The sequence below is a fragment of the Pararhizobium sp. P1_E7 genome, from assembly GCF_056405855.1.
Window position 1 is genome coordinate 125,662 of record NZ_JBFUBH010000009.1, and the last position, 19,127, is coordinate 144,788.

Annotated in this window: 16 protein-coding genes; 10 read left to right on the plus strand and 6 right to left on the minus strand. The window is 60.4% G+C overall.

Annotated features, from left to right (window positions below; all coding sequences use genetic code 11):
- Nucleotides 1-107 precede the first annotated feature (107 nt).
- Complete coding sequence (gene folD / locus AC1D17_RS12840) at nucleotides 108-1,007, plus strand: bifunctional methylenetetrahydrofolate dehydrogenase/methenyltetrahydrofolate cyclohydrolase FolD (RefSeq protein WP_477565782.1); 900 nt, start codon at nucleotides 108-110, stop codon at nucleotides 1,005-1,007.
- 21 nt (nucleotides 1,008-1,028) lie between these two features.
- Here folD and AC1D17_RS12845 read toward each other — a convergent pair whose 3' ends face one another.
- The gene (locus AC1D17_RS12845; RefSeq protein ID WP_477565783.1) at nucleotides 1,029-2,060 is read right to left on the minus strand and encodes a LacI family DNA-binding transcriptional regulator; all 1,032 of its coding nucleotides are present in this window, start codon (nucleotides 2,058-2,060) and stop codon (nucleotides 1,029-1,031) included.
- Between the two features lie 295 nt (nucleotides 2,061-2,355).
- On the opposite strand from AC1D17_RS12845, the gene AC1D17_RS12850 reads away from it, so the two are divergent.
- From AC1D17_RS12850 to AC1D17_RS12880, 7 genes are all read left to right on the plus strand, one after another.
- Nucleotides 2,356-3,714: an ABC transporter substrate-binding protein gene (locus AC1D17_RS12850; RefSeq protein WP_477565784.1), complete on the plus strand. Its 1,359-nt coding sequence runs from the start codon at nucleotides 2,356-2,358 to the stop codon at nucleotides 3,712-3,714.
- 305 nt (nucleotides 3,715-4,019) lie between these two features.
- Nucleotides 4,020-5,030 (plus strand): carbohydrate ABC transporter permease, encoded by a 1,011-nt coding sequence (locus AC1D17_RS12855; protein ID WP_477565785.1) that lies wholly within the window; start codon nucleotides 4,020-4,022, stop codon nucleotides 5,028-5,030.
- 1 nt (nucleotide 5,031) lies between these two features.
- A complete protein-coding gene (locus AC1D17_RS12860) occupies nucleotides 5,032-6,177 on the plus strand; it encodes a carbohydrate ABC transporter permease (protein WP_477565786.1) in 1,146 nt (381 codons plus the stop codon).
- A gap of 44 nt (nucleotides 6,178-6,221) precedes the next feature.
- Nucleotides 6,222-7,874 carry a beta-galactosidase BglA gene (gene bglA, locus AC1D17_RS12865; RefSeq protein ID WP_477565787.1) on the plus strand — a complete coding sequence of 551 codons (1,653 nt, stop codon included), beginning with the start codon at nucleotides 6,222-6,224 and terminating at the stop codon, nucleotides 7,872-7,874.
- A gap of 63 nt (nucleotides 7,875-7,937) precedes the next feature.
- Complete coding sequence (locus tag AC1D17_RS12870; RefSeq protein ID WP_477565788.1) at nucleotides 7,938-9,026, plus strand: ABC transporter ATP-binding protein; 1,089 nt, start codon at nucleotides 7,938-7,940, stop codon at nucleotides 9,024-9,026.
- A 145-nt stretch (nucleotides 9,027-9,171) separates the two neighbouring features.
- Nucleotides 9,172-9,579, plus strand: coding sequence for a hypothetical protein (locus AC1D17_RS12875; RefSeq protein ID WP_477565789.1), 408 nt, complete (start codon nucleotides 9,172-9,174; stop codon nucleotides 9,577-9,579).
- Nucleotides 9,580-9,901: 322 nt separating this feature from the next.
- Nucleotides 9,902-10,267, plus strand: a complete 366-nt coding sequence (locus AC1D17_RS12880; protein WP_477565790.1) for a GFA family protein — start codon at nucleotides 9,902-9,904, stop codon at nucleotides 10,265-10,267.
- A gap of 47 nt (nucleotides 10,268-10,314) precedes the next feature.
- Here the strand turns inward: AC1D17_RS12880 and edd are convergent, their stop codons facing one another.
- The 5 genes from edd to AC1D17_RS12905 form a co-directional block, all read right to left on the minus strand.
- Nucleotides 10,315-12,135 carry a phosphogluconate dehydratase gene (gene edd, locus AC1D17_RS12885; protein WP_477565791.1) on the minus strand — a complete coding sequence of 607 codons (1,821 nt, stop codon included), beginning with the start codon at nucleotides 12,133-12,135 and terminating at the stop codon, nucleotides 10,315-10,317.
- Nucleotides 12,136-12,320: 185 nt separating this feature from the next.
- Entirely contained in the window at nucleotides 12,321-13,019 is a 699-nt protein-coding gene (gene pgl / locus AC1D17_RS12890; protein WP_477565792.1) for a 6-phosphogluconolactonase, read from the minus strand.
- A gap of 11 nt (nucleotides 13,020-13,030) precedes the next feature.
- Complete coding sequence (gene zwf / locus AC1D17_RS12895; RefSeq protein WP_477565793.1) at nucleotides 13,031-14,506, minus strand: glucose-6-phosphate dehydrogenase; 1,476 nt, start codon at nucleotides 14,504-14,506, stop codon at nucleotides 13,031-13,033.
- Between the two features lie 109 nt (nucleotides 14,507-14,615).
- On the minus strand, nucleotides 14,616-15,902 hold the full coding sequence (locus AC1D17_RS12900) for an NAD(P)/FAD-dependent oxidoreductase (protein WP_477565794.1): 1,287 nt from the start codon (nucleotides 15,900-15,902) through the stop codon (nucleotides 14,616-14,618).
- A 16-nt stretch (nucleotides 15,903-15,918) separates the two neighbouring features.
- The gene (locus AC1D17_RS12905) at nucleotides 15,919-17,355 is read right to left on the minus strand and encodes a glutamine synthetase family protein (protein ID WP_477565795.1); all 1,437 of its coding nucleotides are present in this window, start codon (nucleotides 17,353-17,355) and stop codon (nucleotides 15,919-15,921) included.
- A gap of 174 nt (nucleotides 17,356-17,529) precedes the next feature.
- Between AC1D17_RS12905 and AC1D17_RS12910 the strand changes: the two genes are divergently transcribed.
- Both AC1D17_RS12910 and AC1D17_RS12915 read left to right on the plus strand, forming a co-directional pair.
- Nucleotides 17,530-18,714: a BaiN/RdsA family NAD(P)/FAD-dependent oxidoreductase gene (locus tag AC1D17_RS12910; protein ID WP_477565796.1), complete on the plus strand. Its 1,185-nt coding sequence runs from the start codon at nucleotides 17,530-17,532 to the stop codon at nucleotides 18,712-18,714.
- A gap of 222 nt (nucleotides 18,715-18,936) precedes the next feature.
- Complete coding sequence (locus tag AC1D17_RS12915; RefSeq protein WP_477565797.1) at nucleotides 18,937-19,083, plus strand: hypothetical protein; 147 nt, start codon at nucleotides 18,937-18,939, stop codon at nucleotides 19,081-19,083.
- The last annotated feature ends 44 nt before the right edge of the window (nucleotides 19,084-19,127 follow it).

Sequence of the window (19,127 nt, forward strand, 5' to 3'; positions counted from 1 at the left end):
ATCGGCCTTGAATTAATTCGATCTGAACAGCATAGGACGCATTGAGGCTAACGATATTTTTTGCTGAAACTAGAGTGACAGAACAAACGAGAATCTGGGAGAATACCGTGACGACCGTGATTGATGGCAAGCAAGTTGCAGCGTCGGTGATCGATGCAGTGAAAACCGCGTCGCTGGCGCTGAAGGATCAGACCGGCATCAAGACCGGTCTCGCCGTTGTCATCGTCGGAAACGACCCGGCAAGCCATGCCTATGTCTCTTCCAAGAGCAAGATGGCCAAGGAATGCGGCTTTACCTCGGTTCAGCACACTCTGCCGGAGGAAACCACGCAGGATGAGCTGGCGGCCCTGGTCCAGACACTCAACAAGGATGACAGCCTGCACGGCATCCTCGTTCAGCTTCCGCTGCCGAAACATTTGAATTCCGAGCCGATCATCCAGTCGATCCTGCCGGAAAAGGATGTCGATGGCTTGCATGTCGTCAATGCCGGTAAGCTGGCGACCGGCGATCTCGATGGCGGTCTCGTATCCTGCACGCCGGCCGGCGCAATGGTCTTCGTCAAGCGCACCCATGGTGCCGATCTTTCCGGCCTGAATGCCGTCGTCATCGGCCGCTCCAACCTGTTCGGGAAACCGATGGCGCAGCTGCTGCTCGCAGCCAACGCGACAGTGACCGTCGCGCATTCGCGCACCAAGGATCTGGCCGCAGTCTGCCGCAATGCCGATATCCTGGTCGCCGCCGTCGGCCGCCCGGAAATGGTCAAGGCCGGTTGGGTCAAGCCCGGTGCCACCGTGATCGATGTCGGCATCAACCGTATTGCAGCGCCTGAAAAGGGCGAGGGAAAGTCGCGCTTGGTCGGCGACGTCGCCTTTGACGAATGCGCCGAGGTGGCCGCCGTCATCACCCCTGTGCCGGGTGGCGTCGGCCCGATGACCATTGCCATGCTGATGGCCAACACGGTCATCGCCGCCTATCGCAAGGCCGGCAAGACGGCGCCGAAGTTCTGATCCACGGCGGCGTTTGACGGCCTACGTTTTCGGGGCAGGGCCGGTCGAGGCCCTGACGATCAGTTCCGTTCGCCACAGTTCCTGTTCCGGGTATTCGCCGGTCTTGAGGATACGTGAAATCAGCCGGGTGGCGATCCGCGCGCCCGCCGCGCGCAGCGAGGAGCGCGTTGTCGTCAGCGGAACGCTGAAGTTTTCAGGCTTCAGCATCGGCAGTACGTCGTCATGGGCAATCAGCGAAATGTCGCGGCCGATCTGCAGTCCCGCCCAGGTGATGGCCCTGACAGCACCGAGCGCAATCACCGTACTGGAACAAAGGACGGCGGTCGGAGGCTCTTGCTGTTCCAGAAAATGCTGCATGGCGCGGTGGCCGTACTCATCGGTCATCACTGAGTTCTGAACCAGAGCTTCGTCAAAGCGCAGGCCGTTTTCCTCAAGTGCGCGCCGCATGCCCTTCATGCGGCGAATGGAAAAGGTGAGATTTCCCGGCCCGTTGATCAGCGCGATCCGCCGGTGCCCCAATTGGATAAGCACGCGCGTCGCGTCGTAAAAGGCGCCGGTATTATCGATATCCAGAAACGGGTAGTCGGCCGGTTGGCCGATCGCCCGGCCGTGTACGACGAACGGGATCGACAGAGATTTCAGCATCTCAATACGCGGGTCGTTGGCGCGCACATAGGCCAGGAACAGGGCATCGACATTGCCGCTGGCGGCCAGCCGCTTGAACGTTGTCTCCTCATCGTCGGGCGCGCTCGGATTGATGACGAAATGGAAATCGTGCCGGACGGATTCTTCACCGAGCCCTGCCAGGAATTCGCCGAAATGCACGTCGGAATCGATCCCTTGCGCGATCGGCATGACCAGCCCGATCGAGCCGGCCCGGCCGGTCGCAAGCCTTTGGGCCGCACGGTTCGGCCGGTAGCCGGTCTCGCGTACCGCGCGCAGGACCCGCTGGCGTGTTTCGGCGTTCACTTCCGGATAGCCGTTGAGCGCCCGGCTGACTGTCGTTTGCGACAGGCCCAGCATCTCCGCCAGCTGCTTCAAATTCACGTTCATGGCAGGCGCGCCCTCCCAAAGCGCTTTAATTTTTCTTTTGTTTTCGCTTTCCATCCTACCGCGCGACAAATTTTGTATCACCAGCGTTACTTTTCAACCAGAAAAATCGGCCTTATTGCGCTGCAAACCTTCGCCGCGGTGCATGATTTTGGGCATTCTTCGCTACTAACGGGAAAACTCTTGACTTCCTGCCCGTCGAGATGGTTTGTTAGAAAACTCAAAGCGCTTTGAATTTTTGGGCGCAATGATGTTCACCCGGCATCAATGGGTCGGGTCTTTCTCGGGAGGAAATGACGTGAAAAGAACATTCTTATTGGGAGTGGCGGCGCTGGCGCTGATGGCCGGTGCCACGAATGCGGCCGAGTTGAAATTCAAGCCGGGTGAAGATTCCAAATTCAACTGGGCGAGCTTCGAAGAGTTCAAGAAGGGCCACGATCTCAAGGGCCAGACGCTGACGATCTTCGGACCGTGGCGCGGCGAAGACGAGGCCCTGGCGCAGTCCATGCTGGACTATTTCCGTGATGCGACAGGCGTCGATGTGAAGTATTCCTCGTCCGAAAACTACGAACAGCAGATCGTCATCGACACCCAGGCCGGCAGCCCGCCGGACGTTGCCATTCTGCCGCAGCCGGGCCTGATCGCCGATCTGGCGTCGAAGGGTTACCTGACGCCGCTGGGCAACGAGACCCAGAAATGGCTTCTCGAAAATTACGCCGCCGGCCAGTCCTGGGTCGATCTGTCGACCTATGCCGGCAAGGACGGCACAAAGGCCCTCTACGCATTCCCCTACAAGATCGACGTGAAGTCGCTGGTCTGGTACGTGCCGGAAAATTTCGAAGATTCGGGCTATGAAGTCCCCAAGACCATGGAAGAGCTGAAGGCCCTGACCGAGAAGATCGTCGCCGACGGCGGCACGCCGTGGTGCATCGGTCTGGGTTCCGGCGGTGCGACCGGCTGGCCGGCAACCGATTGGGTCGAAGACATGATGCTGCGGACGCAGCCGGCCGACATCTATGACAAATGGGTCACCAACGCGATCCCGTTCAACGATCCGGCTGTCGTCGGTGCGATCGATGAATTCGGCTGGTTTGCCAAGAACGACAAGAATGTCGATGGTGGCGCTGCAGCAGTCGCCTCGGCAGACTTCCGCGATAGCCCCAAGGGCCTGTTTGCGTCGCCGCCGAAGTGCTACCTGCACCATCAGGCGTCGTTCATTCCGTCCTTCTTCCCGGAAGGCACCAAGGTCGGCGAAGATGCTGATTTCTTCTACATGCCGCCTTACGCAAGCAAGCCCGAGCTCGGCAACCCTGTTCTGGGCGCCGGCACGCTGGCCATGATCACCAAGGACACGCCGGCGGCGCGCGCCTTCATCGAGTTCCTGGAAACGCCGATCGCGCATGAGGTCTGGATGGCCCAGACCAGCTTCCTGACGCCGCTGAAGAGCGTCAACAAGGATGCCTATGCCAACGGCCCGATGAAGAAGCAGGGCGAAATTCTGCTCAACGCAACGACCTTCCGCTTTGACGGTTCCGACCTGATGCCGGGCAAGATCGGCGCGGGCGCGTTCTGGACCGGCATGGTCGACTATGTCGGCGGCAAGTCGGCGCAGGACGTCGCTGATGGCGTCCAGAAGGCATGGGATTCGATCAAGTAAAGATCGGCTGCCCTGCTCATCGAAAAGCGGCTCCGGGCGAAAATCCCGGAGCCAATTCAAAAGACTGCGAGGCCTGAAACCCGGTTTGCGACGCTGTCCGAAAGATCGGGCAAGGCGCAGCCGCTTGGGTAAGGCTGACAAAAGAAGCCCTTTTGAACGGACACACCAAGCCAGCCTCGTTCGAGGCGGCGCAAATGAACGTGTGACTATTCTGGCCGCGCGTGATCGCCCGCAAGATCGGGAACCATGTGCCAAGGGGCGGCAGGCCGCGTATCCGGCCTTACATTCCTGGGGAGGAAGTTGCCATGCAGCAGTTGATATTCGCCATCGCCACGATGGCCGCGGGGGTTCTTGCCTGCGCCGCCTATTTCTTCGGCACGAACTGGATCCTCGACAAGCTCTTTCCGTCGAAGGGCCTGACGGGGCCTGTCGCCTCGCGCAACCTGCGCATCACCAATGCCATCCGGCCTTGGCTCTTCCTTGGTCCGGCGTTGTTCTCGCTGACCATCTACCTGATCTATCCGGTGATCGCTTCCGTCTGGCTCAGCCTGCATGACCGGGCCGGCGAGAATTTCGTCGGCTTGAACAACTTCCTCTGGATGTTCAACGACGGTGAATTCCGCCAGTCGATCTACAACAACTTCCTCTGGCTGCTGGTCGTGCCCGCTGCCGCCACGTTCTTCGGCCTGATCATCGCGGCACTCACCGACCGCATCTGGTGGGGCAATATCGCCAAGACGCTGATCTTCATGCCGATGGCGATCTCCTTCGTCGGCGCCTCGGTCATCTGGAAATTCATCTATGACTACCGCGCCGAAGGCACCGAGCAGATCGGACTCCTCAATGCGGTCGTCGTCTATTTCGGCGGCACGCCGGAAGCCTGGGTGACGCTTCCCTTCTGGAACAATTTCTTCCTGATGGTCATCCTCATCTGGATCCAGACCGGCTTTGCCATGGTCATCCTGTCGGCGGCGCTGCGTGGTATTCCGGAAGAAACGGTCGAGGCCGCCGTCATCGATGGCGCCAACGGCCTGCAGATTTTCTTCAAGATCATGATCCCGCAAATGTGGGGCACGATCGCCGTCGTCTGGACCACCATCACCATCCTGGTGCTGAAGGTCTTCGACATCGTTCTCGCCATGACCAACGGGCAATGGCAAAGCCAGGTTCTCGCCAATCTCATGTTCGACTGGATGTTCCGAGGGGGCGGCGACTTCGGCCGCGGTGCCGCCATCGCCGTCATCATCATGGTGCTGGTGATCCCGATCATGATCTGGAACATCCGCAACGCTGCCAAGGAAATGGAGGGCCACTGAGATGATCGCTTCTTCCCGCTCGCCACTCGTCTGGCTCGTTCATCTCTCCGTGATCCTGCTTGTCGTCCTGTGGACCCTGCCGACCGCCGGCCTTTTGATCTCGTCGCTGCGTGACAAGGATCAGCTCGCCGTTTCGGGCTGGTGGACGGCTCTCTCCACATCCACCCAGAACCTCGTCTTCCGCGCCCCGGGTGCCGATACGCAGGTCGAAAAGGACGGAAAATTCGTCATTGCCGGAAAAATGCTCGAAGGCCAGACCGGTCAGGTCTCTGCTTTCGGCTTCAACAGCAAGGACCCGGCCGCCTTCAAGCCCGGCGATACGGCCGAGCTGAACGACGGCGAAAAGCTGACAGTCCAGGCCGACGGCACTTTCGAGATCGTCTCGGACAAGGCCATGGAAGGCACGCGCGGCCAGCGCATCTTCTATACTGCCGCCGTTCCGCCGCGCTTTACCTTCGACAACTACCGCGAAGTCATGCGGGCCGCAGGCATCGGCGCGTCCTTCATCAATTCGCTGACCGTCGCCATTCCGGCAACGATTATCCCGATCCTGGTTGCCGCCTTTGCAGCCTACGCCCTGGCCTGGATGAAGTTTCCCGGCCGGGCAATCCTGATCGCCGTTGTCGTCGGCCTTTTGGTCGTGCCCTTGCAGATGTCGCTGATCCCGCTCTTGAAATTGTACAACGGCGTCGGCGCATTTCTCGGCGTTCCGGCCAAGACCTATGTCGGCATCTGGCTGGCGCACATGGGCTTCGGCTTGCCGCTCGCCATCTATCTGCTGCGCAACTACATGGCCGGCCTGCCGCGCGAAATCATGGAGTCGGCCCGCGTCGACGGTGCCAGCGATTTCGACATTTTCGTCAAGATCATCCTGCCTCTGTCGTTCCCGGCGCTCGCCTCGTTCTCGATCTTCCAGTTCCTCTGGACCTGGAACGACCTACTGGTCGCCATGGTCTTCCTCGGAACCGGTAACAACGAACTGGTCCTGACGGGCCGCCTGGTCAACCTGCTCGGCTCGCGCGGCGGTAACTGGGAAATCCTCACGGCCTCGGCCTTCATCACCATCATCGTGCCCCTGATCGTCTTCTTTACCCTGCAACGCTACCTCGTGCGCGGCCTGCTGGCGGGATCGGTCAAGGGCGGCTGAGATTTTTCGATATGACAAGGACGTCTACAGGAATGAATACGAGCATGACTGAGCCAAGGGGTTCTACATTGCAGGCCGACCGGGACTGGTGGCGTGGTGCGGTGATCTACCAGATCTATCCGCGCTCCTACCAGGACTCCAACGGCGACGGCATCGGCGACCTGAAGGGGATCACCGCCCGCCTGCCGCATGTCGCGTCGCTCGGCGTCGATGCGATCTGGATTTCGCCGTTCTTCACCTCGCCGATGAAGGACTTCGGCTATGACGTGTCGAATTATACCGGCGTCGATCCGATCTTCGGGCTGCTTGCCGATTTCGATGCGCTGATCGCTGAGGCGCACCGTCTCGGCATCCGCGTGATGATCGATCTGGTGCTGTCGCATACCTCGGATCAGCATCCCTGGTTCGTCGAGAGCCGCGCCAGCCGCTTCAATCCGAAGGCGGACTGGTACGTCTGGGCCGAATCCAAACCGGACGGCACGCCGCCCAACAACTGGATGTCGATCTTCGGCGGCTCGGCCTGGGCCTGGGACCCGACGCGGCTGCAGTATTACATGCACAACTTCCTGACCTCGCAGCCGGACCTCAATCTGCACAATCCCGAGGTTCAGGACGCGCTTCTGGCCGTCGAGCGTTTCTGGCTGGAGCGCGGCGTCGATGGTTTCCGGCTGGATACGATCAACTTCTACTTCCACGATCTGGAACTGCGCGACAATCCGGCGCTGGCGCCGGAGCGCCGCAATGCCAATACGGCACCGGCGGTCAATCCGTACAACTATCAGGAACATCTCTACGACAAGAACCGCCCGGAAAACCTCGACTTCCTCAAGCGCTTCCGCGCTGTGATGGACGAGTTCCCGGCAATCGCTGCCGTCGGCGAGGTCGGCGACAGCCAGATCGGCCTTGAGATCGCCGGGCAATATACGTCCGGCAACGACAAGATGCACATGTGCTACGCTTTCGAATTCCTGGCACCCGATCCGCTGACACCGGCCAGCGTCGCGCAGGTGCTGCATGATTTTGCGCGTGCAGCACCGGAAGGCTGGGCCTGCTGGGCTTTTTCCAATCATGATGTCGTGCGCCATGTCAGCCGCTGGGGCCTCGGCATCGCCGATCAGGACCCCCACGCAAAGTTCCTCGCCAGCCTGCTGATGACTTTGCGCGGCTCGGTCTGCATCTATCAGGGCGAAGAGCTTGGTCTGACCGAAGCCGACCTCGCTTTCGAAGACCTGCAGGATCCCTACGGCATCCAGTTCTGGCCGGACTTCAAGGGTCGCGACGGTTGCCGCACGCCGATGGTCTGGGACAAGGATGCCGTCAACGGCGGCTTCGGCGCGGGCAAGCCCTGGCTGCCGGTGCCGAAGGAACATCTCGGCCGTGCGGTTTCAGAGCAGCAGGCGGACCCCAATTCGGTCCTCAACCACTACCGGCGGTTTCTCGCATTCCGCAAGCACTACCCGGCTTTTGCCAAGGGCGAGATCGAGTTTCGCGCCTATCAGGCGCCGCTGCTCGGCTTCGAACGAAAATTCGGCAACGAGACGATCCTGTGCCTCTTCAATATGAGCGCAGAGCCCGTCACCACTGCCCGGCCGGCCGAAAAGCTCGATGTGCTCGAAGGGCATGGCTTCTGCTCGGCATTGAACGGCGACACCATCACGCTACCGGCCTGGAGCGGCTTTTTTGCCCGGGTGGACTAACCAGATCAAACCGGTTCGCACAAGAGAACCGGCCAAAAACGAGAGAATGAAGGGGAGGATGACATGGCAGGTTTGCAACTGAAGAATATCCGCAAGTCCTATGGCGCGGTGGATGTCATCCATGGCATCGATCTGGATATCAAACAGGGCGAGTTCGTCGTCTTCGTCGGCCCGTCCGGCTGCGGAAAATCGACCCTGTTGCGGATGATCGCCGGCCTTGAGGAAATCTCCGGCGGCGAGATGTATATCGCCGAGCGGCTGGTCAACGAAGTGCCGCCCTCGCAGCGCGGCATCGCCATGGTCTTCCAGTCCTATGCGCTTTATCCGCACATGACGGTCTATGACAACATGGCGTTCGGCATGCGTATCGCCAAGGAATCAAAGGAAGAGATCGATCGCCGCGTCCGCTCGGCTGCCGATATCCTGCAGCTGACCAAATATCTCGACCGGCTGCCGAAGGCGCTGTCCGGCGGCCAGCGTCAGCGCGTTGCCATCGGCCGTGCCATCTGCCGCGATCCGAAGGTCTTCCTGTTCGACGAACCGCTGTCGAACCTTGATGCAGCACTGCGCGTCGCCACCCGCATCGAGATCGCCAAACTGAACGAATCCATGCCGGATACGACGATGATCTACGTGACCCACGACCAGGTGGAGGCGATGACGCTCGCCGACCGCATCGTCGTGCTCTCGGCCGGTCATATCGAACAGGTCGGCCCGCCTCTGGAACTCTATGAACGTCCGGCGAACCTCTTCGTCGCCCGGTTCATCGGCTCGCCGGCGATGAACATCATCCCGGCCAAGATCGTTAGCACCGGTGCCGAGACCTCGGTTGAACTGCCGGGCGGCAAGCGTGACGTGCTGGATATCCCGACGGCGGCGTCCGAAAATGGCAAGGCGGCAAGTTTCGGCGTGCGGCCGGAAGACTTGAGGGTCTCGACCGGCGACAGCTTCCTGTTCGAAGGCACGGTGGCCATCATCGAAGCGCTTGGCGAAGTGACGCTGCTCTACATCGAAGGGCTGGTTGCCAACGAACCGATTATCGCCAAGGTGCCGGGTATCCTTGATATCAAGCGCGGCGAGAAAGTGCGCTTCACCGCCGACAAGGCAAAGCTGCATCTGTTCGATGCGAGCGGAAAAAGCTACCGCACGTAGAGCCAGGCAAGAGGTTCAAGACCCGCCTGGGCTGTGTTTCCGGGCGGTTTTTTTAGTGTGTTGTGCCAGATTTGGTCGCTGACTCACGCTCTGTTAAATCTCCGCCGCTAATGTTTCAAAAAACAAACGCGCATGGAGCAGAAAGATGCGGGGACAGGCATCCGATAAACCGACATACCTCAGCAGGGAAGAGTCCTTCATGTACGACCGGGAAGCCAATTTCCCGATGGAGGATACCCGTAACGATGCCCGGATCGAATATACCGAAAACGGCATGCTCAATCTCACCTCGCGCCGCTGCGAACTCTTGAAAATATCGAAAAGCAGCGCCGTTCTCGGCATCGCCACGCAGTTCAAGCTGCCGCAGAATTTCTATCTGGATATTCCCAGTGCCCGCATCGGCATGGTCGGCTGCATCGTCAAGCGTGTGCATGCCAACAACCTGATCGAGGCGCGCTTCCTGCGTCTGATGTCGGAGCGCGATCTCAATCGCATCTTCGTCTATTCGACGCACCCCAATCATCGCAATCGGGTTCTCGACATCTACAGCTGATCTCTTGCCGCCTCATCATTGGGATTGCGTCCGGCTTTCTCTTCCCTTGCGGGGAGCATGCCGGCGGTCCGTTGTCGGCTGTGCTTGACTTCGCCGGCAGGAGGCGGATTGATAGGGCCGAGTGACTAATACCAAGGATCAACGATGGAAATCCATAGTATGAGCCACCTTCGGTCGGCTTCTCTTCGTCTCCGGCGGCGTCGAGGCTCTTGCACGATGCTTTTGCATCGTGACTGCGACCCTCTCCTGGCCGGAAGCGAAGATCGAGTCGATCCTATGGGTTTCCATCGTTGATTCTTGGTATAAAGCGAGAGGATGACCGATGAAACGACCCTATCGCCTTTCCTGTCATTGCGGCGATTTCTGCCTTGAAGTCGATGACGAAATTTCCGAACTGGTCGAATGCAATTGTTCGACCTGCCGGCGCTCGGGCTTCCTGCATTGGAAAGTTGCCGCCAACAAGGTGACGCTCCTCGGCGAGAAACGGCGTATGTCCACCTATGTCTGGCGTTGCATCACCGAAGGCCATCATTTCTGCCCGACCTGCGGCGTTGCCTTGATGCGCAGCGGCTATCCCGGTGAAAAAGTGTCGGTTAATGCCCGGTGCATCGAGGGCATCGATATCTTCGAACTGAACTTCGAACGCTATGACGGCCGCAGCGACATGCATCCGGGGCCGCTGCCGTAAATCAGGATAGAGAAAAGCTCTCGATTTGCCGTCGAGAGCTTCCGATTTCAGTGAAAGAAGACGCTGGCGCCGTGATCGGCAGAGCCCGTCGCCGCGCGGAACGGAGCAAACAGCTCGCGTCCCATGCCGAATTCGTTGCCGGACAGATCGGCCTCGGCCGGAGCCCGGCCGGCCAGTTCTGCTGCATCGACCAGAACCTGGATCGTGCCGTGGATGGCATCGAGCCGGATGATGTCGCCTTCGCGGATCTTGGCGATCGGTCCACCATCCTTGGCTTCCGGCGTCATGTGGATCGCCGACGGCACCTTGCCGGAAGCGCCCGACATGCGGCCGTCGGTGACGAGCGCCACGGTCTGGCCACGGTCCTGCAGGATGCCGAGCACAGTCGTCAGCTTGTGCAGTTCCGGCATGCCATTGGCCTTCGGCCCCTGGAAACGGACGACGGCGACGAAATCGCCTTCCAGCTTGCCTTCCTTGAAGGCGGTGTTGAGTTCCGCCTGATCGTGGAAGATCTTGGCCGGGGCCTCGATGACGTGGCGTTCCGGCTTGACCGCGGAAATCTTGATGACGGCCTTGCCGAGATTGCCGGTCAGCATCTTCAGGCCGCCTGAATGCTGGAAAGGATGTTCGACGGTCGAAAGCACCTTCGGATCGTGGCTGTGCTCCGGCGCCGGTTCGCGGGCAACGGTGCCGTTCGCACCCAGCTTGACGTCGATCGCATAGGCGTCCAGTCCCTGGCCGAAAACGGTGCGCACGTCGTCATGCAGCAGGCCGTGCTTCAGGAGCTGGCTGATCAGGTAGCCCATGCCGCCGGCCGCGTGGAAATGGTTCACGTCGGCAAGACCGTTCGGATAGACGCGCGCAAGCAGCGGGATGACGTCGGAAAGCTCGGAAATATCCTGCCAGGTCAAGACGATGCCGGCCGAACGGGCCATGGCGACAAGATGCATCGTGTGGTTGGTCGAACCGCCGGTGGCATGCAGGCCGACGACGCCGTTGACGATCGAGCGCTCGTCGATCATTTCGCCGGCCGGGGTGAACTCGTTGCCGAGAGCGGTGATCGCCAGTGCACGCTTGGTGGCTTCGCGGGTCAGCGCATCGCGCAATGGTGTGCCCGGATTGATGAAGGAGGCGCCGGGCAGGTGGAAGCCCATGATCTCCATCAGCATCTGGTTGGAATTGGCCGTGCCGTAGAAGGTGCAGGTGCCCGGGCCGTGATAGGACTTCGATTCCGCTTCCAGCAATTCGTCGCGACCGATCTTGCCCTCGGCAAACAGCTGGCGGACGCGGGATTTTTCATCGTTCGGCAGGCCTGTGGTCATCGGTCCGGCCGGAATGAACACTGCGGGCAGGTGGCCGAAGGTCATCGCGGCGATCATCAGGCCGGGAACGATCTTGTCGCAGACGCCGAGATACACGGTGCTGTCGAACATGTTGTGCGAGAGGCCGACGCCGGCCGCCATGGCGATCAGGTCGCGGGAAAACAGCGACAGCTCCATGCCCGGCTGTCCCTGGGTGACGCCGTCGCACATGGCCGGCACGCCGCCTGCGACCTGCGCGACGCCGCCGGCTTCGTGGGCCGCCTGGCGGATCAGCGCCGGATAGGTCTCAAACGGCTGATGGGCCGACAGCATGTCATTGTAGGAGGTGATGATGCCGAGGTTCGGCACCTCGTCGCCGGAAAGCGCCACCTTTTCTGAGGGGGAACAGACGGCGAAGCCATGGGCAAGGTTGCCGCAGCCAAGAACCGAACGGGTAACACGCTTGGATGCCGCTGAGCGAACACGGGCCAGATAGGGCTCGCGAAAAGGCTTTGAGCGTTCGACGATACGGGCGGTGATCGCGGCGATACGGCTGTCGGCGGACATGGCAATCCTCTTCCGGAGTGTTCGGCACTCCTGTGGTCTGCATGGTTTCGTTTATCCGGGTCTTGGGTCCCCGGATCTCGGGCTAAAAGCATGTCGCGCAAAAATGTGCAGCGGTTTGCGGTAACGGCATGCGTAAAGTCAAAGGCCTAAGCGCAGGAAGCGATCCTGAGGGATCGCGACGCGCTTTAAGGTGCCCAGTAGATCTGAAGCGGGGAGGCGGCCCGGCGCAATATCGCCCGGATCGGCATCTCCGCCTCGTCACCGGGCGCCTCAGCCTTGGTAAGAACGTCCTTCTTGGCCATTCCCTCGATATGGAGCACCAGAAGTCGGGCATCCTGAAGGCTGGAGAATGTGAATGTCAGGCGCGGCTCGCCGGCGCCTTCGGCTTCCATCGTCATCACGCCGCGTGGCGTGGTGGGGTCAAGCGCCTCTGCCAGGCGCGAACCGCCCGGAAAGAACGAAGCCGTATGTCCGTCGCCGCCCATGCCGAGGATGGCCACATCGAACGGACAGCCGATGCCGGCGGTCTGCTTCGTGGCGGCTGCTGCGGCCTCTTCAGCCGCTGCCGTCGGATAGTAGAGTGGCTGGAAGGAGGCCGAAGCGGCGGCATCGATCAGCAGGTTGTCTTTGACAAGCTTTTCGTTCGAACGGTCGCTGTCCGGCTCTACGAAGCGTTCATCGATCAGCGTCACCGTCACCTTCGGCCAGTCGATCGCCTTGCCCGACAACGCCTTGAAAAATGCCTTCGGGGTCGAGCCGCCGGAGACGGCAATGTTGCCTTCGCCGCGCTCTGCAATCGCGGCGGACAGGGCAGCGGCCACCGCGTCTGCCAGGCCGTCCGCAAGGGCCGCTCCATTGTCAAATACATGCATCGCAGCCGTCATGGCCCTTGTCCTCAGATCACTTCATGCCATGTGCGGCCGTCACGCTCGATGAGCGCGATGGCCTGGCTCGGTCCCCAGGTGCCGGCGGTATAGGACTGGACCTGCTGGTTGACGGCTTCCCAGGATTTCAGGATCGGATCGACCCAGCGCCATGCGGCCTCGACTTCGTCGCGGCGCATGAACAGTGTCTGGTTGTTGCGCACCACGTCGAGCAACAGCCGCTCATAGGCGTCGGCGCTGCGGGCATTGAAGGCTTCGGCGAAGGTCATGTCGAGCGAGACGTTGCGCAGGCGCATGCCGCCCGGGCCCGGATCCTTGATCATCAGCGACTGCTTGACGCCTTCGTCCGGCTGCAGGCGGATGATCAGCTGGTTGGCCTCGATCCGGCCGGCGGCGTCGTCGAAGATCGAATGCGGGATCGGTTTGAAGGTGATGACGATTTCCGACATGCGGCCGGCCATGCGCTTGCCGGTGCGGATGTAGAAGGGCACGCCGGCCCAGCGCCAGTTGTTGATCTCGGCCTTGATGGCGACAAAGGTCTCGGTGTTGGACACGCCGCCTTCGAGTTCCTCGAGGTATCCCTTGACTGCGCCGCCGGCCGAAGCCCCGGCCTTGTACTGGCCGCGCACCGTCCTTTTCTCGACATTGCCGGGATTGATCGGCTTCAGCGCGCGCAGCACCTTCAGCTTTTCGTCGCGCACGGCTTCGGCGTTCATCGACGGCGGAACTTCCATGGCCACAAGGCAGAGAAGCTGCAGGATATGGTTCTGCACCATGTCGCGCAGCGCGCCGGCCTTGTCATAGTAGCCTGCACGGCTTTCCAGCCCGACCGCCTCGGCAACGGTGATCTGGATATGGTCGATATAGGAAGAGTTCCACAGCGGTTCGTAAAGCGTGTTGGCAAAGCGCAGTGCCATCAGGTTCTGCACGGTTTCCTTGCCGAGATAGTGGTCGATACGGAAGATCTGGTCTTCCTTGAATACCTTGCCGATCGTGTCGTTGAGTTCGAGCGCCGAGGCAAGATCACGGCCGATCGGCTTTTCGACGACGATGCGCGTTGTCTTGGTGATCAGCTTGTGGTCGCGGATCTTTTCCGAGATATCGCCGAAGATCGCCGGGGCGACGGCGAGATAGAAGGCACGGACGCGATCCTTGCCTTCGTCCAGAAGCGCCTTCAGCTGATCCCAGCCATTGTCCGTTTTGGCGTCGACCGGCACGTAGAAAAGACGGTCGGTAAACGTCTTGACCTGCGCGTCGTCATACTCGCCTGCCTTCAGGTGTTCCTTGAGGGCATCGGCCGCAAACTTGCGATACTCTTCGTGGCTGAGCACGCTGCGCGATGCGCCGATGATGCGCGTCGGATCGGTGAGTTGGCCATCCAGCTGGCGATGATAAAGGGCAGGAAGCAATTTGCGTTCGGCAAGGTCGCCGGTGCCTCCGAAAACCACATAGTCAAAGGGTTCCACAGGAATGATCTGGCTGCTCATGAGAATCTCGATCTCGTTCTGGTCTGAGGAGTGTATAATCTAATCGATTTAAAAGCGCTAGGGTGCGGCGCAACAAAATGCGTTTCGTCCGCCTTTCAGGGGGTGGCTTTTAAAATTTGTCGCGCAAGGCATACCAGCTGAGTGCGACGAACAAAAGCACGGAGCGGAACCGCGTGCCACCGGGGAATGCCGGAATGTTCAGCTTCCTGAACAGGTCGAGGTCTGAGCGGTTGCCGGTCACCATGTCGGCATAGAGCTTGCCACAATAGTTTGACAGCATGACGCCATGGCCGGAATAGCCGCCGATCGAGGTGACGCCGGGCATGACTTCGCGCACGAAGGGTTGGCGCGGCAAGGTGATACCGACCGAGCCGCCCCAGGCATGGGTCATCTCGATATTCGCCAGAGATGGATAGATTTCACTGATCTGGCGGCGGATATGGTCGGAAATATCGCGCGGATTGTCCGCCGTATAGGCCTCGCGGCCACCGAACAGCAGCCGGCCGTCCTTCGATTTACGGAAATAGCGCACCACGAAGCGCGAATCGGCAACAGCCTCGCCGCCGGGCAGTACATCGGGGAAATCGCTCAGCACCTTGGTGGCGCCGATGAACGAGCGGATCGGCATGACATGCCGTGCCGTGACCGGTTCGAGATTGCCGATATAGCCGTTGCAGGCGATCAGTGCGCGGTCGGCGCGGATGGTACCCTTGTCCGTTTCGATGGTCACCCGGCCACCGGCCTGGTTGACCTTCAGCGCCTTGGTCTGTTCATGCAGCGAGGCGCCGGCAAGCGCCGCCTGCTTTGCCAGGCCGACCAGAAGTTTCATCGGCTGGATATGGCCGGTGCCGGTATCGCGGATGCCGAACAGATAGCGCTCGGAGCCGAGCCGTGCCACGGTTTCATCCCGGTCCATGAAGCTCTGGTGGGCGTAGCCATAGCGCGTCGTGGCGATCTCGACACTGTCGCGATAGTCCTTCTCCAGGCGCTGCTTGTGGCAGACATTGAGCTGGCCCGGAACGAATTCGATATCGATGTCATGGAGGGATGCGAAATCGAGAAGATGTTTCTTGGCATCTTCCGCCAGATCGAACAAAGCCTTGGACCGCTCGAAGCCGAGCGTTCCCTCCATCTCTTCGGGAGACCAGCGCTGGCCGGTGCCGAGCTGGCCGCCATTGCGGCCCGACGCACCGTCGCCGAAGCGGCAGGCATCGATCAGCGTGACGCGGACCCCTTTCAGGGCAAGATTGTAAGCCGCCTGAAGGCCGGTGAAGCCTCCGCCGACGATAGCGACATCGGTCTCCACCGAGCCGGGGAGGGCAGGATATTCCGGCCGCTCCGGGACTTGTGACTCATACCAGGAGATCCCCGGCGAGATCGGGCTTTGCCAAGGCATGGCTGTGCCTTTCGTGTCAGACATTGAGAAGCAGGAATTCGCGCTCCCAGGGGCTGATCACCTGCATGAAGGTTTCGAACTCGCCGCGCTTCACGCCACCATAGATGGCGATGAATTCCGGGCTGAAAATCTCGGCAAAGGCGGGCTCTGATTCCAGCAGCGACACCGCTTCCAGCAACCCGCGCGGCAGGTCGATCGTCCCGCCATTGACGTTGTCATCGGACGGCGCCGAGGGCTCCAATGCTTCCACAATGCCGAGGTAACCGCAGCCAAGCGATGCCGCGAGTGCCAGATACGGATTGGCATCCGAACTGGGCAGCCGGTTTTCCACGCGCCGGGCAACCGGTTCGGAAACCGGTACGCGGAAGGCCGTGGTGCGATTGTCGTAGCCCCAGGCATTGTTGACCGGCGCCGACATGTCGGGCGTGAGCCGGCGATACGAGTTCACGTAAGGCGCCATCATCGACAGGGCCTTCGGGATATATTTCTGCATGCCGCCGATGAAGGAGAAGAACTCCTTCGACGCCGAGCCATCGGCATTGGAAAACAGGTTGCGGCCGGTGTTCACTTCGATGATCGACTGGTGAATATGCATGGCCGAACCGGCCTGTGCCTGCATCGGCTTGGCCATGAAGGTGGCGTAGATGCCATGCTTCAGCGCCGCCTCGCGGATCGTCCGCTTGAACATGAAGACCTGGTCGGCAAGCTCGATCGGATCGCCGTGGCGAAGGTTGATTTCCAGCTGCGCCGGACCTTCCTCATGGATCAGCGTGTCGATCTCCAGTCCCTGCTTTTCCGAGAAATGGTAGATGTCGTCGATCAGTTCGTCGAATTCGTTGACGCCGGCGATCGAATAGCCCTGGCCGCCCTGGATGGCGCGGCCGGAGCGGCCCTTCGGCGGATGCAGCGGATAATCCGGGTCCTCGTTCTTGGCGACCAGATAGAATTCGATTTCAGGTGCTACGACCGGCTTCCAGCCTCTCTGGTTATAGAGGTCGAGCACATGCTTAAGGACATTGCGCGGCGTGTAGGGAACTTTCTCGCCCTGCGATCCCGCAATGTCGCAGATCACCTGCGCCGTCGGATCGGTTTCCCAGGGGACGACCGAAAGGGTCGAAAGGTCGGGCACCAGCTTGATGTCGCTGTYGCGGCTGTCATATCGGAAGTTGCCCGTTTCTTCGGGATATTCACCGGAAATCGTGTGGCGATAGATCGCCGAGGGCAGGGCAAGCGAGGTGTTGGAGGTGAACTTCGAAGACGGCATCATCTTGCCGCGCGGAACGCCGGCAATATCGGGCGTAATGCATTCGATATCTTCGATGCCGCGGATCTTCAGCCAGTCGGCGGCTTCCTTCCAGGTTTTCACTCCGCGTGGAGCTTGCAGTGCGGCGGGGATTTTCGAGCTCTTGACGGTCCTTGCAGTTGGTTGGGCAGCATTTCTTCTGACGGGCATAAATCACCGGTTTTGGGTTCGGATGGGGCATCATAGCCACAGTTTGGCAATTGGCTAGGGTGAAAACCGGGACTTTTCATCCCGTACAGGCTGTATTTGCGCTCTTCCGAACAAAGGAGCGATTGACTTTGATGCCGCCGCCTTTGAAAGGAAGTTGAAACGGGACCGGGTATTTTGGCTGAAAAATTCGACGTGGTGATAATCGGCGCAGGGGCCGCCGGCATGATGGCGGCGATCGAAGCGGGCAAGCGCGGCCGCCGTGTCGTCGTGCTCGATCATGCCAAGGCGCCGGGCGAAAAGATCCGCATCTCGGGCGGCGGGCGCTGCAACTTCACCAATATTCATGCGGCCCCGAAGAACTTCCTCTCGGCCAATCCGCATTTCTGCAAGTCGGCCTTGGCGCGCTATACGCCGCAGGATTTTATCGGCCTGGTCGATCGCTATGGTATTGCCTGGCATGAAAAGACGCTTGGCCAGCTGTTTTGCGATGAGAGCGCCAAGGACATTATCCGCATGCTCCTGACGGAGATGAGGCAAGCCTGCGCGGTGATGCGGCTTGGCGCGCAGATCCAGACGGTCGAGAAAACCGTGTCCGGCTTTCGGATCGTCACGGCGGATGGCGCGCTCGATTGTTCATCGCTCATCGTCGCCAGCGGCGGCAAATCGATCCCGAAGATGGGGGCGACCGGTTTCGCCTATAAAATTGCCGAGCAGTTCGGCCTGCCGATGCTCGAAACGCGCCCGGCGCTGGTGCCGCTGACGCTCGACCCGGCGCAACTTGAGAGGCTGAGCGCGCTTGCCGGTGTTGCCGTCGAGGCGCAGGCGCGATCAGGCAAGACCGTGTTTGAGGAAGCCCTGCTCATCACCCATCGCGGCCTGAGCGGCCCGGCTATCCTGCAGATATCCTCCTACTGGCGTGAGGGCGGTGACATCCGCCTCAGCCTGTTGCCGGATGTCGATATCGCCGCTCTGTTGAAGGCTGCGCGCAAGGAAAATGGCCGTCAGGCACTGCAGACGGCGCTTGCCGATCATTTGCCGAAAAGACTGGCGCAGTTCTTCTCCGAAGCAGCCGGGCTCAGCAACAGGCCGCTTGCCGATCTCTCCGACAAGGCCATCGACGCCTTTTGCCTCAACATCAAGGACTGGGCGATTACGCCCGCCGGTTCGGAGGGCTACCGCACCGCCGAGGTGACGCTGGGCGGTATCGACACCAGAGCGCTCGATTCCCGCACCATGCAGGCGCGCGACATTCCGGGCCTCTATTTCATCGGCGAATGCGTCGATGTCACCGGCTGGCTTGGCGGCTACAATTTCCAGTGGGCCTGGGCGTCGGGCTTTTCGGCAGGTCAGGCGGCATAACCGGCGCAAAGCGCGCCGGATTCAGCGATTGTTAAGACATCTGGCGGAACCTGTTTCCTCTGCCAGCACAACGGCTTCATGAGACAGAAAGCATGCGCTTTTCGAGGAATGTTTCAAAAAAGTGACATTTATTTCTTTTTCGTGAGCAGTTGCAACATGAAGTGGCTGGCGGTCCGGCTCATCCGGGTCTATTGTTGTTTCAGGTCGAAAGGACATGATGCCATGAATCAGTCACGTAGCCGTTCCAAAGCCATCGCCATTGCGAAAGTGGATGAAAGCACGCGTAAGTCGCTGCTGATCCGAGCCGCCGCGATCGCCCTTTGCGCGCTTGCCGCAATCGCTGCACTTCCTTCCTTCTGGTCCTTCTGAACCCAAGAATCCCCAGCGTTTCGCCTGTGTCGCGCTGATGGCTT

Bases quoted from the DNA above. Each gene is read 5' to 3' on its own strand.
- AC1D17_RS12845 (WP_477565783.1), bottom strand. From the start codon at position 2,060: ATGAACGTGAATTTGAAGCAGCTGGCGGAGATGCTGGGCCTGTCGCAA.
- AC1D17_RS12855 (WP_477565785.1), top strand. From the start codon at position 4,020: ATGCAGCAGTTGATATTCGCCATCGCCACGATGGCCGCGGGGGTTCTT.
- AC1D17_RS12860 (WP_477565786.1), top strand. From the start codon at position 5,032: ATGATCGCTTCTTCCCGCTCGCCACTCGTCTGGCTCGTTCATCTCTCC.
- bglA (WP_477565787.1), top strand. From the start codon at position 6,222: ATGACTGAGCCAAGGGGTTCTACATTGCAGGCCGACCGGGACTGGTGG.
- AC1D17_RS12870 (WP_477565788.1), top strand. From the start codon at position 7,938: ATGGCAGGTTTGCAACTGAAGAATATCCGCAAGTCCTATGGCGCGGTG.
- AC1D17_RS12875 (WP_477565789.1), top strand. From the start codon at position 9,172: ATGCGGGGACAGGCATCCGATAAACCGACATACCTCAGCAGGGAAGAG.
- AC1D17_RS12880 (WP_477565790.1), top strand. From the start codon at position 9,902: ATGAAACGACCCTATCGCCTTTCCTGTCATTGCGGCGATTTCTGCCTT.
- edd (WP_477565791.1), bottom strand. From the start codon at position 12,135: ATGTCCGCCGACAGCCGTATCGCCGCGATCACCGCCCGTATCGTCGAA.
- pgl (WP_477565792.1), bottom strand. From the start codon at position 13,019: ATGACGGCTGCGATGCATGTATTTGACAATGGAGCGGCCCTTGCGGAC.
- zwf (WP_477565793.1), bottom strand. From the start codon at position 14,506: ATGAGCAGCCAGATCATTCCTGTGGAACCCTTTGACTATGTGGTTTTC.
- AC1D17_RS12900 (WP_477565794.1), bottom strand. From the start codon at position 15,902: ATGCCTTGGCAAAGCCCGATCTCGCCGGGGATCTCCTGGTATGAGTCA.
- AC1D17_RS12915 (WP_477565797.1), top strand. From the start codon at position 18,937: ATGAATCAGTCACGTAGCCGTTCCAAAGCCATCGCCATTGCGAAAGTG.